This window comes from Bacillus sp. XB1, from assembly GCF_053557995.1.
The window spans coordinates 957,477-978,446 of record NZ_JBNRIL010000001.1 but is presented as its reverse complement, the minus strand read 5'-3'; the positions used below and the strand labels follow the sequence as shown (position 1 = coordinate 978,446).

The window sequence follows — 20,970 nt, the reverse complement described above, 5'->3', positions numbered from 1 at the left end:
AAAAAATATATTTATTGTATAATTTCTATACAATAAATATAGAGAAGCTATTTGTGAATATCTAGATGGGAATTTAAGTTCCTCATAGAAATTACATCTTTTAATAAGAAAAGAAACAAGTTAACATTCTTCTTAAATTTTAATATAAATTATTTATAGTTTTATTTTATTGCACGATTTATAATATAATATACAAATTTATCACCTATTTTTATAATTCAAGCACCTACTATTAGGAAAAGAGAATATTTCCTAATTAATTTAAAACATAAATTTTGTCTATGTTTTAAACAATATGTATTTTGGAGGAGGTTAATTTGATTTTTTCAAAACTCATTGATCGGTACGCCTTATATGATTTACACAAAAAAAGAAGTGTAGCATTTCAGTTTACTTCCCTTTCTAACACTTCATTAAATATAAAGAACATAGAATCTTTTTATAAAGTAAAACCATCACATTTTCATTTTGACATTAAGCATTCAAAGCAGGAAAATGAATACATGGTTGGGCAATTCAACTATAAAAGTTCGGTTCAATCCGGTGATTCACGCAACGACTCTGTAACTGGGGAATTATTCTTACATAAAAATGAAAATGCACCTCATGTTATCTTTGTTCACGGTTGGAGAATGGATTCTAACGAACGTGTGAAAAAAATATTCCACGATCATATGACCAGCCTGAAGTGGAATATGTATTATTTCACTCTACCCTATCATTTTGAAAGAAAACCCGATCAATCCTTATTCAGTGGAGAGTATATGGTAAGTGCAAATATTGAACGAACATTACAAGCAACTAGACAAGCGGTAGCTGATTTACGAGCTTTGATTAAATGGATTAAAGCAAATAAAAAGGGGCCCCTGATTCTAATAGGAATTAGTTTAGGCGGATTTATTACTAACTTAACCTCTCTTGTTGAAGAAGAAATTGATGTGTTAGCATCCATTTTCTATGCAAATCGACTTTCTTATTCTATTTGGAATACAACTCCAGGTAAATTTATTAGAGAAGACTTGGAACATCATGGTGTTACGTATGATGATTTAATAGATTATTGGAAAATCACTGAACCGAGTCAAGCATTGCCAAAAGTACAAAAAGAAAATATTTTATTAATTTCAGGTAAGCACGATCTATATGTGCATTCTGAGGATACAGACTACTTGTGGGAAGCTTGGGAAAAACCTACACGATATATTTATACATGCGGGCATGCCGGGATCGTTCTTAAACGTAAAAAAATTGCAACTGATACTATCAATTTTATTCAAAATCGATTGAACGCCCCGCACTTATCCAATGCCATGCCTTAAATCGCGAGATTACTAAGTACAAAATCTTATACTTATATTGTTATATTTTTTACTAGTCACCTTTGTAAACCTTAGCCCCAAGCCTTACACGATTGAAAATGAAATAAAATAAATAAGGAACTAATTTACCATATGGAAAAACATTGCTCAGCATTTTCACCAGTGGTCCCTGTATATGCAATATTACATACAAAAATCTTTATGTATTACGTTATTAATTTAAAAATAAATTATTCATCCATAAATCTATACCATCCGTATTTACAGTTATGGATACCCTAATTACATATGAAAAAGAGAGAAGAACATTGGCTAGTTCTTCTCTCTTTGTTTATTTTTAAGATAACTATCTATAAAATTTTGCTTTTCATAATTCTTCATGAGTCTAGAAAAGAATCTAATCCTTTTCTAGACTCAAAAATAAATTTTTCTAATGTACATAATTACAACGACATTAAACCACTTTGCTCTTAAATCCACTACTTGTATTATTGATTGCATGAAACTCCTTCTTGAGAAAGGTTTTAATTTCCGAATATTCTGTTGACCGTTATAACATATCCAATTTACAATTTAATTGTGGTGTTCTTTCACAATTAAACTACTTAGAATACACTTCATTTATTTGAAAACAATTACAAATAGAGGTGCTAAAATGAAAACTAGAGTAAATCCAGAGTTATTACAAGGGTTAGAGATGTTTCCGGATCTCGATTTACGCCCAGAAAATTTGCAATCAATTAGAGAAGGAATAGCTCAAATGAGACCACCTACCGTTGTTGATGACTCTCTTTCTTTAACAGATAAAGTCATTGTTGGGCCTGATGATAATCCGTTACCATTACGAATTTATCGTCCAAAATCAAATCATGAATCTTTACCTGTCTTATTATGGATACATGGTGGAGGTTATATCTTAGGGTCTATAGATGATAACGATGATACTTGTATGAGGTTTGCAAAAGAAGCTAGCTGTGTGATTGTGTCTGTAGACTACCGCTTAGCACCTGAACACCCTTACCCAGCACCAATTGAGGATTGTTATTCAGCTTTAAAATGGATTGCTGATAATGCAAAGTCATTAAACATTGATTCGAATCGAATTGGGGTTGCAGGAGTAAGCGCTGGCGGTGGACTAACAGCAGCATTATCATTATTAGCACGAGATCGAAAATATCCTTCAATTTGTTTACAAATGCCACTATATCCAATGATTGATGACAGAAATGATACACCTTCAGCGAATGAAATTAAAGAGGGATTTGTTTGGAACCAAAAGGCAAATGAAGCTGGCTGGAAAATGTATTTAGGAGAAATGTATGGAACGGATCAAATCCCTGCCTATGCAGCACCTTCTCGAGCTGAGGATTATAGTGACTTACCGTATACTTACACATTTGTTGGTCAATTAGATCCATTCCGCAGCGAAACATTAACCTATGTAAGCAAACTAGCACAAGCTGGTGTTGATGTGGAGTTTCATTTATATCCAAATGCCTATCACTGGTTTGAAGGGTTAAATCCAAATGCCGATGTATCTATTTATGCTGTGAACGAAATAGTACAAGCAATAAAGACTGGTTTCAAACGAGTATCCAAGGTTGAGGCTTAATCCCATTACAAGAGAAACACTTATAAATAGTATATATGTATTTATCATTTAAATATAATAGCCGATTCTAAATAAGAATCGGCTATTAATATGTAAAATCCGCCTAATATATCAAGGTTGAGAAACAGATATAAGATGTTTAGGCGATGTGTTTATTTCCTCTGCTAATGCTTTTATGTTCATCATGATTTGAAGTATTTCTTCTTTTGTTGTTCTTGGGTTAATAGAGCAAAGTCGAATTACTACTTTTTCTTTTAATTTAGTCGTACTTAGCATAGCAAATCCTCTTTGATTAATTTCTTCCACCAATTTTTTGTTTATTTCATGAATTGTATCTGTAGATGTTAGCTCACATGGAATATAACGAAAAGTAACAATTCCTAATTGGGCAGGTGTTACTACTTCCCAATCTTTTTCTTTCCTTAAAAACTCTTCAACTTGTTCAGCTAGCATAATGCCATGATCAATTGCCTCACGAAAAGCTGTAACTCCGAATGCTTTAAAAGAAAGCCATACCTTTAATGCTCTAAATCTACGAGAAAGTTCAATTCCACGCTCCCCAAAATTCACTTTTTCTTCTATATTAGTTTCTGTATCCTTAATATACTCTGGGATCATACGGAATGTTTCACTTAAATATTGGCTATTTCGAATAAGTACACAACCAACATCATAAGGCTGAAAAAGCCATTTATGCGGGTCTAACGTTAAAGAATCGGCACGATGAATTCCACTTAATAACTCCCTTCCTTTTTCACTGAGAATTGCTGCAGCCCCATAAGCCCCATCCACGTGTAGCCATATATCTTCATCACCACATACATCAGCCAATTCATCGAGGGAGTCCACCGCTCCGCAATTCGTTGTCCCTGCATTAGCAATAACACAGAATGGTTTTTTCCCTTTTAATCGATCTTCTTTTATTTGTTTTCTTAAAGTACTAACTGAAATTTTTAAGTCTTCATCTGTCTCAATTCGGCAAATTTGATGCTGTTTAAAACCTAATACTTTAAGTGCTCGATCTACAGAAAAATGAGTTTGGTTAGAAAAATAAACAATCGCATTTTCTATGTCATTATTCAGCTTGACCTGTCTCGCTACAGTAAGTGCAGTCAAATTAGCCATGGAACCACCACTGACAAATAGTCCTTCAGCTGAATCAGGGAATCCTAGCATTGATTTTAACCAGTTAATTGTCGTTAATTCAATTTGTTCGGCACCTGCACCTACTATCCAAGCTGTAGGAAATACATTAAACCCACTTGCTAAAAAATCTGCTAATACACCAACATAATTATTAGGACCTGGCACAAAAGCCATAAAATGAGGATGATCCACATGAGTAATTTGATTAAACACATTGTTATTAAGAAAATGAAGTAATTCTTTTGGATTAGATCCGTTTTCCGGAATCGTTTCAATTAGCTTGTCTCTAAAAATATTACTATCAATCGTTTCTGAAACTGGTTTACTTTTTAAATGATTCATATGATCAACAATCAAGTCAACCGCTTGATATCCTAACTGACGCATTTCTTCGGCTGATAACTGTAATTTTTTTGTCATTTGATTTACTCCTATTCTATTTAAAAAGGCGAGTTCTTGCTCGCCTTTTCATTTTTTATAATTTGTAATCACAAATTGTTTGTATTGGATTTTGAAGAATCGTGTTGATTAACCCATGGATGTGATTTAATATTTCCTGTATTTTCTCTGCTTCATATACCGTTTGATCATATCCAAACTTTATTGTAAGTCTTTCTTCAGGGAAGCACATAATTCCATACTTTACATGTGGCTCATCAACAACTTCGTAATCCGTGATAGCAAAATGTCTGTTTTCATTTGAAGAAAAGATTGCTGGATTAGTTGGATAGTTTTCAAAAACCCAAAGATGGTCAGTCAACTCAGTTTTTAATTCACTTTGCTTTTGTATATCAACAAATGAATAGTATGCATACTCATTACATTTCAATGTCTCTAGTTGTACCTTTTGCAGGAAGTCCACAAAAGATTGCGTTTCTGTCCATGCTAATCGGATAGGCAAAACATTTGTGAACAGACCGAACATATTTTCAATTCCTTCTACTTCGGGAGGTCTGACTGATACTAGATTAGGCAATACTACTTCTCTCGTTCCGTTAAATTTGCCAAGTAATATTCCCCATACAGCTAGTAGTGCTGTATTCATAGTTATATTGTTTTTAGTTACAAATGTCTGTAACTGATTAGTCAAATCCTTTTCTAATGTTAAATCCATAAAAGTGAAGTTTAACCCTTCACTTTTAGATGGGACTTTCTTTTTAGGAATACTAATTTTCTGATTGTATCCTGATAAATAATCCTGCCAAAAATGACGTGCTTTCTCATGATCTTGTGCCAAAGTCCAGTCTATGAATGTTTCAAAAGGTTTTACCATAGGTAACTCCGCCGTAGTTCCCGCATTTGTAGTTTCGTAGAGCTGGAATAATTCGTCTATCAAAATGCTGACGCTCCAACCATCACATAATAGATGATGGGAACTCCAAATTACCTTATGCTCGTTATTACCTAGTTGGAATATACAGAGACGGGTCATAAGTTCACCATTTTTAAATCCTTGACTTAAATTTTCATTCATCCACTGATCTAGGAATTCTTGCTGTTCTTGTTTCGTCATCTCAATTAAGTTTTTTATTTCTGAATTTATTTGAACATCATATAGAACAGCTTGCCAAGGTTTTGCTTGTTCATCTTGCACAATTATTGTTCTTAAAGAATCATGACGATCAACTAATTGTTGGAAACACTGAATAAAGAGTTTAATATCCAGCTCCCCCTCAAGTGCCCAAATTGTTTGTTCAAAATATGCATTTGTATCAGGTTCATTCGTAGCGTGCTCATAAATAACTTCCTGGAAAGGTGCTAACGGATAAATACGTTCTATTTTTATATCCGGCATTTTTTCTTGTATTTTGGTAAGTGTATGTTGATTAAGTTGTTTATCTTTAACATTTAGTAATATAGCTTTATTATCGTTCATTATATTTACATCATTTGTTTGTGAACTTGAAAACTGGTCTAGCTTTTTAACAAATTGAACCATGTCCCTTAATATAGGAAATGAAAATAGATTTTTTGGTTCAAGCTCGAATCCTTGTCGATACAGTCTAACGGACACTTGAATCGCTTTTATCGAATCTCCACCTAAGGCGAAGAAATGATCATTTACTCCAACTTGATCTATTTTGAGTACTTCTTGCCAAATACTAGTTAATATTTTTTCCATTTCAGTTTTTGGGGCAATAAATACTTCATTTTTTTGTTTCTCCGGAGTAGGAAGCGCTTTTCTATCTAATTTCCCGTTTGGAGTCAGGGGTAATTGGTCTAAATAAACAAAATAAGAAGGAATCATATAATCTGGCAAGTGATCTCGCAAATGCTTTCGTAGTTCTGTTGTACTAATATTTTGCTCAGTTACCACATATGCAACTAAAAATTTTATTCCGTTCTCATCTGTTTGATCAATTACGACAGCATGTTCGACTTGTTTATAAGTTAGAAGACAATGAGAGATTTCTTCTAACTCTACTCGATATCCCTGAATTTTCACTTGGTAATCTTGGCGGCCTAAAAATTCAATATATCCCTCAGAATGCATTTTCCCACAATCTCCTGTTTTATATATAAGACCAAAATCAGGATGTGACACAAACGCTTCATTTGTTTTCTTTTCATCATTTAAATATCCTTTAGCAAGGCCCACTCCCCCGATATATAAATCTCCAATTACACCAACAGGGCACATTTTCTTTTCATAGTTCAACACATAATACGTTTGGTTTGCCAAGGGCATCCCGTATGGAATACTATTCCAATGTGATTCCACCTGTTTGACCGGATAATAAATTGACCAAATCGATGCTTCTGTTGCCCCTCCTAGTGAAACTACTTCTGCAATTGGAAAATGTCTTTTTATTTTTTCTGGTAAAGAAAGCGGAATCCAATCTCCACTATGTAAAACTAAACGTAAAGAAGGATATTCAAAATGAGAACCTACTTGATCCAATGCCAAATCCATGATTGCAGGCACTGTATTCCAAATTGTAATCCCTCTACGTTCGACAGTGCGGATTAATTCTTGCATGTCTCTTGGATCACGAATCATTATTAACATTGCACCTGTGCTTAAAGCTCCGAAAATATCGTATACAGATAGGTCAAAACACATGGAAGAGATACCAATAATACGATCATTTTCATTCACCTCATATTTTTGATTTATGTCTTGAATAGTATTTGTAACCGCTTGGTGAGTAATAATTACTCCTTTTGGTTTTCCTGTACTTCCTGAAGTGTATATAATATAGGCAATATCTTCTGGACCAGCAATAGCGGGCATATCTTCTGTTGTATAAAATGACAAATGATTTTCTTCATAAAGACTAGGTTCTAATAAAAGCTTGCATGAGCTATTTTTTAAAATATATGTTTGGCGATCTAAAGGATGATCGGGATCAATCGGAACATAAGCGGCACCTGATTTTAAAATACCTAACATATTAACAATTGTGTCAACTCGCCTTTTTGCTAAAAGACCCACTTTGTCACCTAGACCAATACCTTGCTCTTTTAAGAAGTGGGCAATTTGATTAGAACGTTTATGAAGTTCTGAGTATGTTAACCATTCTTGTTCAAATACCACTGCTACTTCATCGGGTGTACGTTTTACTTGGTCTGTAAATAATTGATACAGAGTAGTTGAAGGTATTTTTTCTGTTGTTTCATTGTATTGCTTAATTAAAGTTTGATCCGATTCTTTCATCTGCAAAGATGTTATATCGCTTTGTTTCACCAATTGTTCCAATAAGTCAACAAATTGGGAAAACATTGCTTCTATTACATCAACATCAAACAACTCTTCAACATAGTTCCAGCTAATTAATAACTCTCCATTTTTTTCAATTACTACATTATCCAAATACACTTGTGGAGTCCGAGCATGAATATAGCGAAGAGAACCAAGTTGTTCCCAAGAAAAAGCACCTGCACCTGCTAACATCGAGGTGAAAACGATTGGCATAACTGCTTTTGGCGTCATTTGATGATATCGAGTAAAATCTCGAATAAAGTTAACTCCATCGTAATGACGATGTTCAAGGCCATCTAATAAAGTAGCTTGCGTTTCTTTTACTCTAGTAAAGAAAGTTTGCTCTGGTTTTACATCAACATCCAATAAAATAAGTGATGTGAAATCTCCAACAATCTGTTCTACTTCATCATGAACAGGATAACGGTTAAATACAGTCAAGTTAATTGCTAATCGACGTTGATTACTCCAATATGCCAACACATCACCATATATTGTACAAAGTAGAGCGGAAGGCGTTACCTCTTTCTCTTGTGCTAACTTTCGTAGCTTTGTCCATTTTTTATTATCCAGGATTTTTGTAAGTGATTGGAAGTTAGGAGTAGCAATCTCTGCTGGATCCTTTTTTAACAGCAAAGAAGGTGCAAACGGAAAGTCAGGAAGCTTACTTGTCCAATAATCTTTTGCTGTTTTATATTCTTCGCTTTGTTCCATTTCATCATAGATAAACATATAATCTTGAAAATCAAAAGATAAAGATTCTAATTTTTGATTTGGTTTATAATAATAATGCAACAAATCCTGTCCAACAATGTTCATGCTTGCTCCGTCCATTAATAAAGCATCGTATCGAAAACATAATAAATACGTGTCTTCTTTTAAAAGAAAAGCTTTCAATTCAAACAAAGGCCATTGCCCCAAAGGGAATACATGGTTAGTCATTCGAGAACGCTCTTCTTGTAAGCGAGCATGTTGATTCCTATCATCTAAATCTATGAGACTCACTATTTCAATCTCGTAATCAGGAACGCTTTGTAATATTTGCTGTTTTCCCTCTGGTAAAATTACAGCTCGCAACATTGGATGACGATGAATTACCTTTTGAAAACTTTTTGAAAGACGATTGATATCCAATGCTGTTTCATATTCAAAATATGTTTGAGGGGAAATACCACTTAATTCAAACTGTGAATTCCGTCCTATCATATACGCTGTCTGAACTTCTGTTAAGGAAAATGGCTTATACAAATCTTTAACATGAGTTGGTCTACTTTCAAGGTTTTTCTCTTTACGCTCTAGCTTTACACAAGAACTCAGTTGAGCAATTGTGGGGTGCTTAAAAAAATCTGTTGTACTTATTTTTAAGCCGTCTTTTCTTAATAAATTAATTACCTGAAGTGCTTTAATAGATTCTCCTTTTAATGCAAAAAAATTATCATGAATACCGATTCCCTCGATCTCCATAACTTTTTCCCATGCACGCACTAATTTTTGTTCAATTTCATTGCGCGGAGCAACGTATGGAATTGATACATAATCCGTTTGTGTTATATCCAACAATCTTTTTCTATCCACTTTTCCATTTGGATTCAATGGAATCTCTTCTACCTGAATCATTTTTTCAGGAATCATAAACTCAGGTAATTTATCACTTAAATATTTTCTGATTTCACCAAAAGACACCTTGATATCCGATACATAGTAGGCAGCTAATAATTTCCTATTTCCATACACTTGATCAACAACGATAGCCTGGTTTATTTCTGGATATTCCCTTAATTGAGTTTCGATTTCTCTTAATTCAATCCGATACCCCCGAATTTTCACTTGATGATCCATTCGACCTAAATATTCAAGTTCTCCATTAGGCAACCAACGAACGAGATCACCTGTATGATACATCATTTCCCCTGCCACAAAAGGACTCGGTACAAACTTTTCATCTGTCAGTTTATTTTTACCAAGATACCCTCGTGCTACCGCTACGCCAGCAATGCAGAGTTCACCGGGAATTCCAAATGGTTTTAATTGGCCATACTTATTCAATATATAGGAATGATAATTCGGGTTAGGTTTGCCAATCGTAACTTCTTTGGAAGTGCTCAAGTCTTTTACTGTTGCGCAAATGGTTGTTTCTGTGGGACCATAAATATTTAAAATTGTTGCTTCACTGATACAACGAATTTTTTCAACCAAATCAATGGAAAATGATTCTCCTGCTAATAAAATAGATTTTAAATCTTTTAGAAAAATCGCCCCTTCTGGATCACTCAAAATCACTTCCATTCGCGATGGCGTTGATTCCCATAAATCCACCTTATGTTTTTTGACCAAATGAGCCAATTCTTTTGTTGCAAACTGGTCCTCTGTAGCAATTACTACTTTTGAACCTTGCGTTAAAGGAAGACATATTTCTAACAAGGAAATATCAAAAGATACACTAGCAAGAAACAAGAATGATTGATTAGCCTTTACTTTTTCTCTCATTACATTTAAAAAATGAACTAGCGATTTTTGTTCGATCATTACCCCTTTTGGATTTCCTGTCGATCCTGATGTGTAAATAACATAAGCCAAATCATTAGGATTATGTTCTCGTACTAAATTACTTTCTTCACCTTGGAAAAGATATTCTTTATCAAGATACAGTACTTCACCCGCAAATTGCGGCAATACTTCCTCTGTTCGCTTACTAAGTAAATATTTTGCTTGACTATCTTGTAACATATATTCAATTCGTTCAGTTGGGTAGTTAGGGTCGATTGGTAAATACGCTGCTCCTGCTTTAAAAATCCCCATCATACCAATAATCATTTCTAATGACCGATCTACCATAACGCCAATAATACTTTCTTTTGAAACACCTTTACTTTGAAGAATAGAAGCCAATTGATTCGCTTTCTTATTCAATTCTCTATATGTCAAAGATTGTTCATTACAAACAACAGCAATTTGATCTGGAGTTTTTAATACTTGCGCTTCAAACAAATCTTGAAATGATTGAAACAAGTCTATACCCGTTTGAAAAGTATTCAATCCTTCTAACAACTCTTTTTCTTCTTCTGCAATAATACAAATATCTTTCAATGCCAAATTCGGATTTTGTGAAACTTGCTTTAAAACATAACAATACGAATTGGCAAACTGTTGCAAAGAAGAGAATGAACGGGACTTGCAAGAAATTTGAAATTCAAATTCATTATGTATTTCATTCCATTTTCTTCGTATCCATAGGGCTAAATTATTCTCTGCGTATTCTTCTAGCGAATTTTCATTATGTAATCCTTCCATCCCGATTACAATTTGAAAAGGAGTTAAATTGTGTTTAACTAATAATTCAGAGAGCGGATACTCCTGATTTTCATACCCGAATAAAGTCGTTTGTTCAATCTCATTTACTAATTGTTTAAAGGTGTGATGCGGCTGGATTTCACTTCCTAAAGGAATCAACTTATTAAGATTCTCACTTTGTTCAAGATTCTTTTCAATTATAGGAATACCAATAGTAATTCTTTCTTGATCTGTATAATGTGCCAAACAAACCCTTAAAGCGGCTTGAAACCAGCTAAATAATAATAAATCTTGAGACTTACTTATTTTTTGTATACTTTTACTAAATTCTACATTCACTATGACTTGAACGTACTCACAAGGTGTTTCTTTATTTAGTTGGTAATCGCTATTAAATTTAAATACAGAAAAATCGAGAATCTCGGAAGATAATTGCTCCTTCCAAAACGCTTCTACTTCTTTATTTTCATGAATCGAACTTCGATCTTTAATGTGCATTTTTATCTTTATCCCCCTAATATTCATTTCTTCTACTCATTAATTTTTAAGCCAACTTCAAGCCCATGGAGAAACACTTGATGATTATCCAAACATAAAAATTGCTGAATATCTTCAAATTTCATATGACCAACTGAACAAACCCCTAAATTTAATGTCTCAGCAACCATATTTAAGGTAGCAGTGATAATGCCTGACTCAATACAAGCAAATAAATATCCATCTGAACCGTATTTCGGGATGGAAGCGTTCGCATTATAAACCAAATAAACTGAGAAGGCAGATTGAGTAAATAAATCCTGATTAATTAACTCATGATCACTTTTGATTACTTGATCAATGTTGTTTACAATCACAAGACTATTTTTTGATGGGTTATAATAATAAAATCCAGCTTTCATACCCTCTATACGTTTTGGTTTTACATAAACAAAGATATCAATGGGATAGAGCCCGCCTGCACTTGCGTAATGATAGTATATTTTTTCTTCCCTAACCTGTTTTAGAGTTGATAAGAATCGGGAAAATTCCGAAAAATTAATATGTTTTTCCATATCAAATTGACGACAAGATCTACGTTCCTTGATTATAGTAGGTAGCTCATTTGTTGTTTCAAGTTGAATTTCGGTCGACCGTGCAGCAACGTGCGTGCGATTTAATTGTTCACTCATATATTTATCTAACTTTTCTTTAGAAAAGCGAATCTGGTTGCTATATGGATTTGAAAAAATCTTTTCTTGTGAAAAAAATACTTCTCTTGGGTGTAATATGTTACTTACTAACACACGATTTTTTATCATGAGCTCTATGTTTTTTTGTGTCTCTTCTACATTTCCTAACGAAAAGCGCTCTACTAGTTCACTAATTTTCACACCTTTTTGAGCCATAAAATAAAAATCTGGAAACCACTCAGACAGAATACCTGTAAATCTCATTTCCCCTATCAAAACTTCATTATGCAACTTCTCCCAATGCTTAATCGGAGACCAGTAATAAATTTTCTCGCTCATATAACCCTCCATAAACGTTTAACTTATTTTTGAAATGCAATTTTCTAATTTACAAAAATTTTTTCGGATTCTGCTCCTTGTCTCATATTGATTATAAATACATGCACTTTAACGAAACTTGAAAATAATGAAATAACTTTTTCTTCATTAAAATTTTTTATTTCATCATAAAAAATGATTTCTTTTTGGATATTTCACATCCTTTCCCATAGTAATCCTATAAGGTATAAACCATTTATAACATTGAGAATATTCATGTATTTCCAATGTGAAATTATTGTAATGGATTGGAGAGCGGTTGAATATAGTTATTAAATCAAATAATGTTGAGAAAGTTTTATTTATTATATCGATAAAATTTTATGATGTAATTTATTACAAATAGATTAAGAAAAGAGTTTTAAATTTTTCTTAATCAGTTAGTGTGAAAATATCACATGCTATTACATACAATCGAGTTACTTACATTTCATATTCAAAATAGAGAAAAGACACCTTGAATGGTGTCTTTTCTCTATTTTAATTCCATATACTTTTTACGCCTTTGTTATTTTTAAACGATTTGTAGGAATTAATACAACTCGAACATCTAGTTCGTTATATGTTCGAATATATAATAAACATTATATGAATTACGAATGTATTTCAGGTAATTTTATAAATAAACTCAAAGATATCTTCTCCTCCTACTGTCACAAAAGAAACAATCTATTGCTTATTTCTTTTATTAAATTGTAATATAATTACAGTATGTGAAATTATATTACATTAACTTTAAAAACGAAGTGAGAATAATCTTCACTTCGCTTTTTTTATTTGCAATCCTTGTTAAATTTGCTCAATGCAGTATTTATTTCCACATTCTTCGCTTTTATTTAATCGGTTTCTCTGTTTTTAAGACAAATGAACTTAATGCAGGAACTTTAATTTTATTGTCATGGACAACATAAAGTGGTTTACTTCCCGCCTGCTTGCTGTCTACTAGTACTTTCCAAGGCCCTTTCGATGGAAGTGTTATTTCAACAGCTTCTCTATTTGCATTGTGAGCCACTGTAAAGTATTCATTTTTATTCCCCTCTATTGTATAAGCTACAGTATTTTTCGGAGCATCAATAAATGATACGTGTGTTTTTATTTGCTCTGCAGATGTCATTCGAAAAGCTGAGTACTTTTTGCGTAATTCTATTAAACCCTTCATATAATCTACTTCATTATTAAACGTTGCACGGCGCAGCCAATCCATCTGGTTAATTGAATCTGGAGATTTGTAACTATTATGATCACCGTATTTCGTCCGCATAAACTCTTGCCCTGCATGTAAAAATGGAACTCCTTGTGATGTTAATAAAATTGAAGAAGACAATTTGTGCATTTGTTTTCGCATTTCTTCACTGTCACCTGGATTAGTTAACTCAAGTTTATCCCATAATGTATGATTGTCATGTGCTTCCACATAAGTTAATACCTGTTCAGGATCTTGATAGGTAGACGAATTTGTATCATAGTCAATACCTGCTGTAATGCCTTTTTTAATACGATCTTCCATGTTTTCCTTTCCATTTACAAAACCATTTTCCTTTTCCTCAAATACACTACCTTTCAACCCATCACGTATATTATCGTTAAAATGAGCAATCCCTTTCATTTTCTCTGCATTTTTTTGATTTGCTTTCAACTCAGCTGCAAGAGGTGTATTTAAATCCCATCCTTCTCCGTGTAGTATAATAGAAGGGTCAATTTGATTAACAGCTTTACGTATTTCATTCATCGTTTCATAATCATGAATACCCATTAAATCAAAACGGAATCCATCTAAATTGTATTCTTTTGCCCAATATGTTACAGAATCTATCATAAATTTCCTCATCATTTTTCTTTCTGAAGCAGTATCATTTCCTACTCCAGTTCCATTTGCAAATGTTCCATCTTCATTGTAACGATAATAATAACCTGGAACTAACTTATGAAAATTAGATTCAGCAGCATTATACATATGGTTATATACTACATCCATCACTACTCGAAGATTATTATCATGTAGTGTTTGAACCATTTGCTTCAATTCAGTTATTCGCACAGTCGGCTCATAAGGATTTGTAGAATAGGAGCCTTCTGGAACGTTGAAATTTTTAGGATCATATCCCCAGTTATATTGCGGTTCATTTAAAGTCTCTTCATTTACAGAAGCATAATCAAATATCGGTAAAAACTGAACGTGAGTAACACCTAGATCCTTTATATGATCAAGTCCTGTTTTTACACCTTCTGGCCCTTTTGTTCCTTTTTCTGTTACACCTAAATACTTCCCTTTCTGTTTAATACCACTTTCAGGTTGGATGGAAAGATCGCGTACATGTAACTCATAAATAATAGCATCTTCCGGATTTTTAAATTTTGGCTTTTTGTTTGCTTTCCATTTTTTCGGATTTGTTTCTTCTAAATTAACGACTGCACCTTTATCGCCATTTACAGAAGCAGCACGCACATATGGATCAACCGCTTCAGCCCACTTATCACCAATTTTGACCTTATACGTATAAAAGAGCCCTTTTTGGTTCCCCTTTAGTTCTGCTGTCCAAGTTCCCTTTTCACCTTGTTGCATGTTTATTTCAGCACCTATTTTATCGTTCCAGTTTTTATATGTAACTAACTTCGCTTCGCTTGCAGTAGGAGCCCATAAACGGAACTTTGTATGTTGCGGAGTATATGTATTTCCTAAATCGTTGCCACCATAATAAAATAAATTATCAAATTCTTCGCTACGAATGACTTTACCAATTTCAGTATTCGTATCAGCTAAGTTTTCAATTTTAACTTTGTATGTTTGTTTTAAATCAATTTTCTGTTCCGTAATTATTTTAACCTTATTAGTAATATCTCCACTGTTTGTATCATAAGGAGTAATATTTTTAATTTTAATGCCTTCAATTTCAATTTTCTTTTCCTTAATATGAAACGGGACATTAGTCGTTACAGTAATTTCATTGAAACTATCAATAGTTGCTTTTTGAATTGAGAGATCCGATGAAGGCTTAGAGTTATATACTTTTTCATCACCCGAAAGAATCCATACTTCAGCACGACCGTCCTTTATATTTTCAATCCAACGATCCCCACCATCTTTTTCCCATTCATTTGTTCGAACTATAAATCCTACACGATTATAGTCACCGTCTATTTTTATCTTCGCGTATTTTCCAAATTCATCTTCACCAGTAAATTCATAAGATGTACCATTTGCATTTTCTCCCCATAACCAAAGATTCCAGTCTTTTGTATTTCCAAGCTTTTCTTTGTAATGAATGATAATTTCAGTTGTTTTCGAATTTGAAACTGCCTTCACACTCTGAAAAGAGAAAACAGATGATAACATAATGATTAAAGTAAGTAATAAAACTGTTTTATTAATTAATCTTTTTGTAATTTGCACCACATACACCCTTTCTTCAAATATTACTAGCGATTTATTATGCTTACACTGAATAACACTGCTTAAATTAATCTAGAAATCTCTTTTAATTCACCTCCATATTGGCTATTTTCACGTATGTATTTCAATGACCTTTTAATACGAAAGCGTTTGCATTAATGCTTAAAAAAATAGATTTGTGTATGCCCTCATATATTTGTAAATGCTAAAAGGTCAGGGAAATCATTTTAAAGCAATCGTTTGTTATCGCTTTCATTTTATAGACTTTCTATCAAGAGGTCAATATATTATTAATTTTCTGTTTTTACACACTTTAAACCTTATTTATCGCAACTTCTTACAGATAACGCACCTAATTATTGCTTAGTCAGTTTATTTCCAACAATACATTACGAAAAAAACAGCTAATATCCTTAAAATGATATTAGCTGTTTTTTCATAATGTATTAATATATGAATGAAAACTATATTTCTAAATTACTTAATTTTTGCTGCATCAAATGCTTTTTGAACTGCTTGAACTTCAGCTGTATTCGCACCATATTTATTAGTTGCCACTCGAATACATGCTGATTTCAATTCTTTGAAATTAGAAGTCATGTTTAACTCATCTGTATTTGCATAATAGAAAATATCAAACATTTTATCTTCACCAATTCCTTTAACAGTTACTCCGTTATGAGTTCCACCTTTCGCAATGAGATACGCAACTTTATTAATAATACTTGAATTAAAATGAACACCGCCTTGATCCCATCCATTAAAATCGTTAAATTCACTGTAATCATCTGGATAAGGTACTCCTAGTGAAGATGGAACAGAAGCTGGGTTTTCCATATCACGGAAAACAGATCCTGTTTGTTCTCCCATTGTCCAGTTAAAGTTTCCATTATTTACGTATTTCTCAATAGATGTTCCCATAATATCAGATAATGCCTCATTAATCGCACCGGATTCTCCGTAATATTCAAGATTAGATTCGCTAGAAGTAACAGCATGTGTAAATTCATGTCCAGCTACGTCATATGCTTTAACGATAGGATCGCCATATACAAGCATACTTCCATTATTAGCACTTAATGCATTCTGCCAATTTTTCGGATCATTCGTCTCTTCAGAATCCCAAGCGTGTACAACTGAAACTACTTTTTGTCCTTTATTATCAAAGCTATTACGCTTGTATTTATCTTTATAAAAATCAAATACTTTTGTTGCTAAGTAATGAGCACTTACTGCTTTTGGATCGTTAAATGTTGCCGAAGTACTAGTCGCTAATGTACCAGGATAATAGCTTTCTTCTTTAGTAATATCTCTGTAATTCACATCATATGTTTCAATTCCTTGCCCTCTTGTATAATCAGCAAGAGCATATTTGCCATTACTTTGTTTAGAGATACCAAATGAACGAGAAATACCTAAATCATCTTTTCCTGTTCCAGTTAATGATGTAAGACTGCTTTGTTTACTTTTCTTTAAAGCTCCAACTAGTTTGTCACTGGCTTTTAAGTTAGATTCTTGTACCATATTTTTTAACATATCACCATTTTGTGCATTTACTAAATAAGTACCAGAAACATAGTTTGGTGTTGCAGCTTCAAAGGTAACTTGGTATGCATTTTTAGCTTCTCCATTATCTTCATCAACAAAAATAACCTCTTTAACTTCTGGCTCAGAAATAAACTTGATATCGTTCCCGTACTTCGTATAAATAAATTGTTTTGCTTCATCTTTTGATAGATTAATAGGTTTTTTCAATTCTTCTTGTTTTAAATTTTGCGCGCTATCACCTGAAACACTTTTAATAACACCATTATTATCTACGTGTGCAGTTAATTGATGACCATATACTTCTTTTCCTTCGTATGTTTGCTGCATACGTACAAGTGTAGTTCCATCATACGAACCACGTTTTTGAAGGACTTTATAATCTACTCCTGCTTCTCCATTGACTTGTTTTTGGGACAGAGCTTGCTCTGTTTTCTCCTTAAGTGCATCCTTTACTACATTTTCTGGTGCCTTTTGTGACGGCTGTGTAAGTTCACCCGAACGGAACGATTCCTCTTGAATTTGAACTTGTAGTTGATCTGTTTCCTCTGCATGACCTACGCCATATGGTGCCACAGCTGTTAAAGCTAATCCTGTTGTTAATGCTACCTTAGTTAATGTCTTTTTGTTTTTCATTATTTCACCTCGTATAATTTTTGAAATAGAAAGCTTGTACAAAGTATACTGTCTATTGCTGTCGGAAAAAAGAGAAAATACGAAATTTATGTAACATTATGCAAAATTACATAAATTGTGGTCAATATTATAAATAATGAACGGAACACATATGTACATTATTTTGAATAAAAGAGAATCCTTATAGACACTCATCCAATTGGTTAGTTATTAATTATCTATATTCATTCTAATAAAAGTATACTTACATCTAAATAACAACATAAAAACCCACTCTTTACTATTGTAAGAGTGGGTTTCATACTATTAAAATAACAATTACTATAAGAAACCTTATAATTTATATTTTTTTAGTAATCCTATTAAGTTTTTTATAAAATTCACCTTTTGTCTTTGCATGATTAAACTCATTTGGATTAATATTTGCTTTTTGTGCGAGTGCTACAATTTCTTCTTTTGAAATTGAGTCTTTCGTATTTATAGATGCTATATTTGTGTATTTTCCGTCTTCTGTTTTTGGAATTTCTAAAATCCCTTTATTCACAAGATCAACTACAGCCTTATGCTCTGAAGAATGTAAATCTACACCAGTAATTTTCCAATTACGCATAACTTTTGGTGTGTATACACCGTTCTTTACCTCTTTTAAATATGTAATAGCAAGGTTACGAATGGTTCCACCAGTTTCTCCAAATGCATTCTCTTGTTTAGATGACCAAATTTGTTCAAACTTACGCCCCTCTAAAGCTCCCCCTTTTGCCTGAAGAGCCTCCATTCTATATGCATTCATTCCCAGCGTCATAACATCGCTCGTTTTGATTGGTTTGTTTGTACGAATAGAGCGTAAATTTGTAATTCTACTTCCATATGGTTTTGTTAAGTCAATTTCGTATTTTACGCCTCCAAAGAAATCGTTCGTACTGTATTTAGATGCACGGCGGGTTTTATCAAAGCTAACGGTTACATCTCCGGCACGAGATGAGTTAAAATATCCTGCTGCCCATTCCATATAGTCTTTTAAATCTTTTCCAGAAATCTTATATACTGTAATTTCTCCCAAGGCATATTGGTAATTGTACGCAATATCTTTTTTCTTAATAGGACCTATATCCAAACGGGCATAATCATTATCAATTTGATGGGCTACTACATCTGCTTTACTGTAGTAGAGCATGACTTCATGAAAGAAATCTGATAAAGGTGTTTCTTGAATCTGAACACTTGGAATACCTTTTATTTCATTTTCAGGAACAAGATTTCTCCCCTTTAATTGAGCGACTACAACATTTGCATCTCCTCTCGCATATTCGTGAAAAGGTGTTAATGTTTCTTCAAGTGTAGGATCAGATAATATCGTTGTTCCATCAGCATTTTTTACAGGTATAGCGGTAGCAGTTTTATCTTTTAAAACCAATTTCCCATCTTGCTTTGTAAAAGTAAGGTCAATACGTGAAATATGTGTTCCATATTTATCTGGTTCTGTAATAATTACGCCATTTACAACTTCTTTTTTTACAAGTTTATGCATATGAGCCGCAAAAATAGCGCTTAGTTCCGGACAAGCATTTGCAATATCTTGAACACCAGTACCAGGGATACCATTCTCATTTTCTAATCCCATATGCATAACTCCTACCATTACATCTACTTTACCTTCTAATTCCTTAATTGCCTTTTTCGTCTCTTCTACCGGATTTTTCACCACTACACCATCTAAGTGATCTGTCCCTTTTTCAAAATCACTAATCATTGGTGTATTCATACCAATAATCCCAACTTTAATTCCACCTTTTTCTACAATTGTATATGCAGGAAGAAAGCGCTCTCCATTTTCCTTATAAATATTTCCTGCTAACGTTTTTCCCTTATATTGCTCACTAACTTTTTTCAATGTATCTAATCCAAAATTGAATTCATGATTTCCAAATGCCCAGGCGTCATATCCCATTGTATTCATCGCTACCATCATTGGCGATTGTGGTTTATCGTTGAATAATTCTACTGAGTTTCCTTGAATTGTATCCCCAGCATCTACTAATATGGTATTGGGATTTTCTTGACGGACCTTCTTTATAACCGTATAAAGCTGCGTCAAACTTCCACTCATATTTGCTCCATCAAGCGCATAATCCCAAGGCATAAATCTACCATGAATATCTGCAGTACCTAACAATGTGATATTAACTTCAGATTCCTCAGCCTTAGAGATAGGTGGTTTGACTATTACTGCTGTTCCAAGCAGTAATAGAATTACAAAGTAACATACATAGTTCTTCCATTTCATTTTTTGCATACTAATAATATTTCTCCCCTTTTTGTACTTTCATAAAGTTGTTTGAACTTTAAAAATGTAACTTATTATTCAGGAAACTTCAACTACAAAAGATAATTTTGAAGGTGGTTCTGTTGCAAAATAAAGAGAATAAATTGCATACATCCCCTAACAGAATTGTATTTTATCGTTTCCTGACAGAATACCCCTTCCTTAAGCGTGTGAAGAGTACTTTCAAAATAAGGACATATCATTCATCATCATAAAATCATTATTTCAATTTACTAAAATTCGCATATAAAATATGTTATGATGATTATTTTTTTGAATTTCATTGTCGAAGTATTTCCTTCTCAATGAAAATACTTCCAAAAAAATAACCCCGCTCTTCATTTAAGACGGGGTTACACTTATACAGAAAATCGGATAGTTTCATATTTTCTTAAGCTTATTGGTTACTTTCAACTAATTTCATTCTATTTTTGTTTTCTTCTGAATCAATATGAAT

Annotated in this window: 8 protein-coding genes; 2 read left to right on the top strand and 6 right to left on the bottom strand. The window is 33.1% G+C overall.

Annotated elements, in window-relative coordinates; genetic code table 11:
• Positions 1-317: 317 nt before the first annotated feature.
• Together ACK1U5_RS04870 and ACK1U5_RS04865 are read left to right on the top strand one after the other, a co-directional pair.
• Positions 318-1,319 (top strand): alpha/beta hydrolase, encoded by a 1,002-nt coding sequence (locus ACK1U5_RS04870; RefSeq protein WP_069604870.1) that lies wholly within the window; start codon positions 318-320, stop codon positions 1,317-1,319.
• A 655-nt stretch (positions 1,320-1,974) separates the two neighbouring features.
• Complete coding sequence (locus tag ACK1U5_RS04865; protein ID WP_000857941.1) at positions 1,975-2,931, top strand: alpha/beta hydrolase; 957 nt, start codon at positions 1,975-1,977, stop codon at positions 2,929-2,931.
• A gap of 111 nt (positions 2,932-3,042) precedes the next feature.
• On the opposite strand, the gene ACK1U5_RS04860 is transcribed toward ACK1U5_RS04865, so the two are convergent.
• From ACK1U5_RS04860 to ACK1U5_RS04835, 6 genes are all read right to left on the bottom strand, one after another.
• The gene (locus ACK1U5_RS04860) at positions 3,043-4,497 is read right to left on the bottom strand and encodes a pyridoxal phosphate-dependent decarboxylase family protein (RefSeq protein WP_000162820.1); all 1,455 of its coding nucleotides are present in this window, start codon (positions 4,495-4,497) and stop codon (positions 3,043-3,045) included.
• Positions 4,498-4,552: 55 nt separating this feature from the next.
• Positions 4,553-11,569 carry a non-ribosomal peptide synthetase gene (locus tag ACK1U5_RS04855; protein WP_069604869.1) on the bottom strand — a complete coding sequence of 2,339 codons (7,017 nt, stop codon included), beginning with the start codon at positions 11,567-11,569 and terminating at the stop codon, positions 4,553-4,555.
• A 32-nt stretch (positions 11,570-11,601) separates the two neighbouring features.
• Positions 11,602-12,579, bottom strand: coding sequence for a SagB/ThcOx family dehydrogenase (locus tag ACK1U5_RS04850; protein ID WP_069604868.1), 978 nt, complete (start codon positions 12,577-12,579; stop codon positions 11,602-11,604).
• Between the two features lie 871 nt (positions 12,580-13,450).
• Complete coding sequence (pulA, locus tag ACK1U5_RS04845; RefSeq protein WP_069604846.1) at positions 13,451-16,009, bottom strand: type I pullulanase; 2,559 nt, start codon at positions 16,007-16,009, stop codon at positions 13,451-13,453.
• Between the two features lie 477 nt (positions 16,010-16,486).
• Complete coding sequence (locus tag ACK1U5_RS04840) at positions 16,487-18,190, bottom strand: M4 family metallopeptidase (protein WP_050821881.1); 1,704 nt, start codon at positions 18,188-18,190, stop codon at positions 16,487-16,489.
• A 340-nt stretch (positions 18,191-18,530) separates the two neighbouring features.
• On the bottom strand, positions 18,531-20,483 hold the full coding sequence (locus tag ACK1U5_RS04835) for a bifunctional metallophosphatase/5'-nucleotidase (protein WP_069604847.1): 1,953 nt from the start codon (positions 20,481-20,483) through the stop codon (positions 18,531-18,533).
• Between the last annotated feature and the right edge of the window lie 487 nt (positions 20,484-20,970).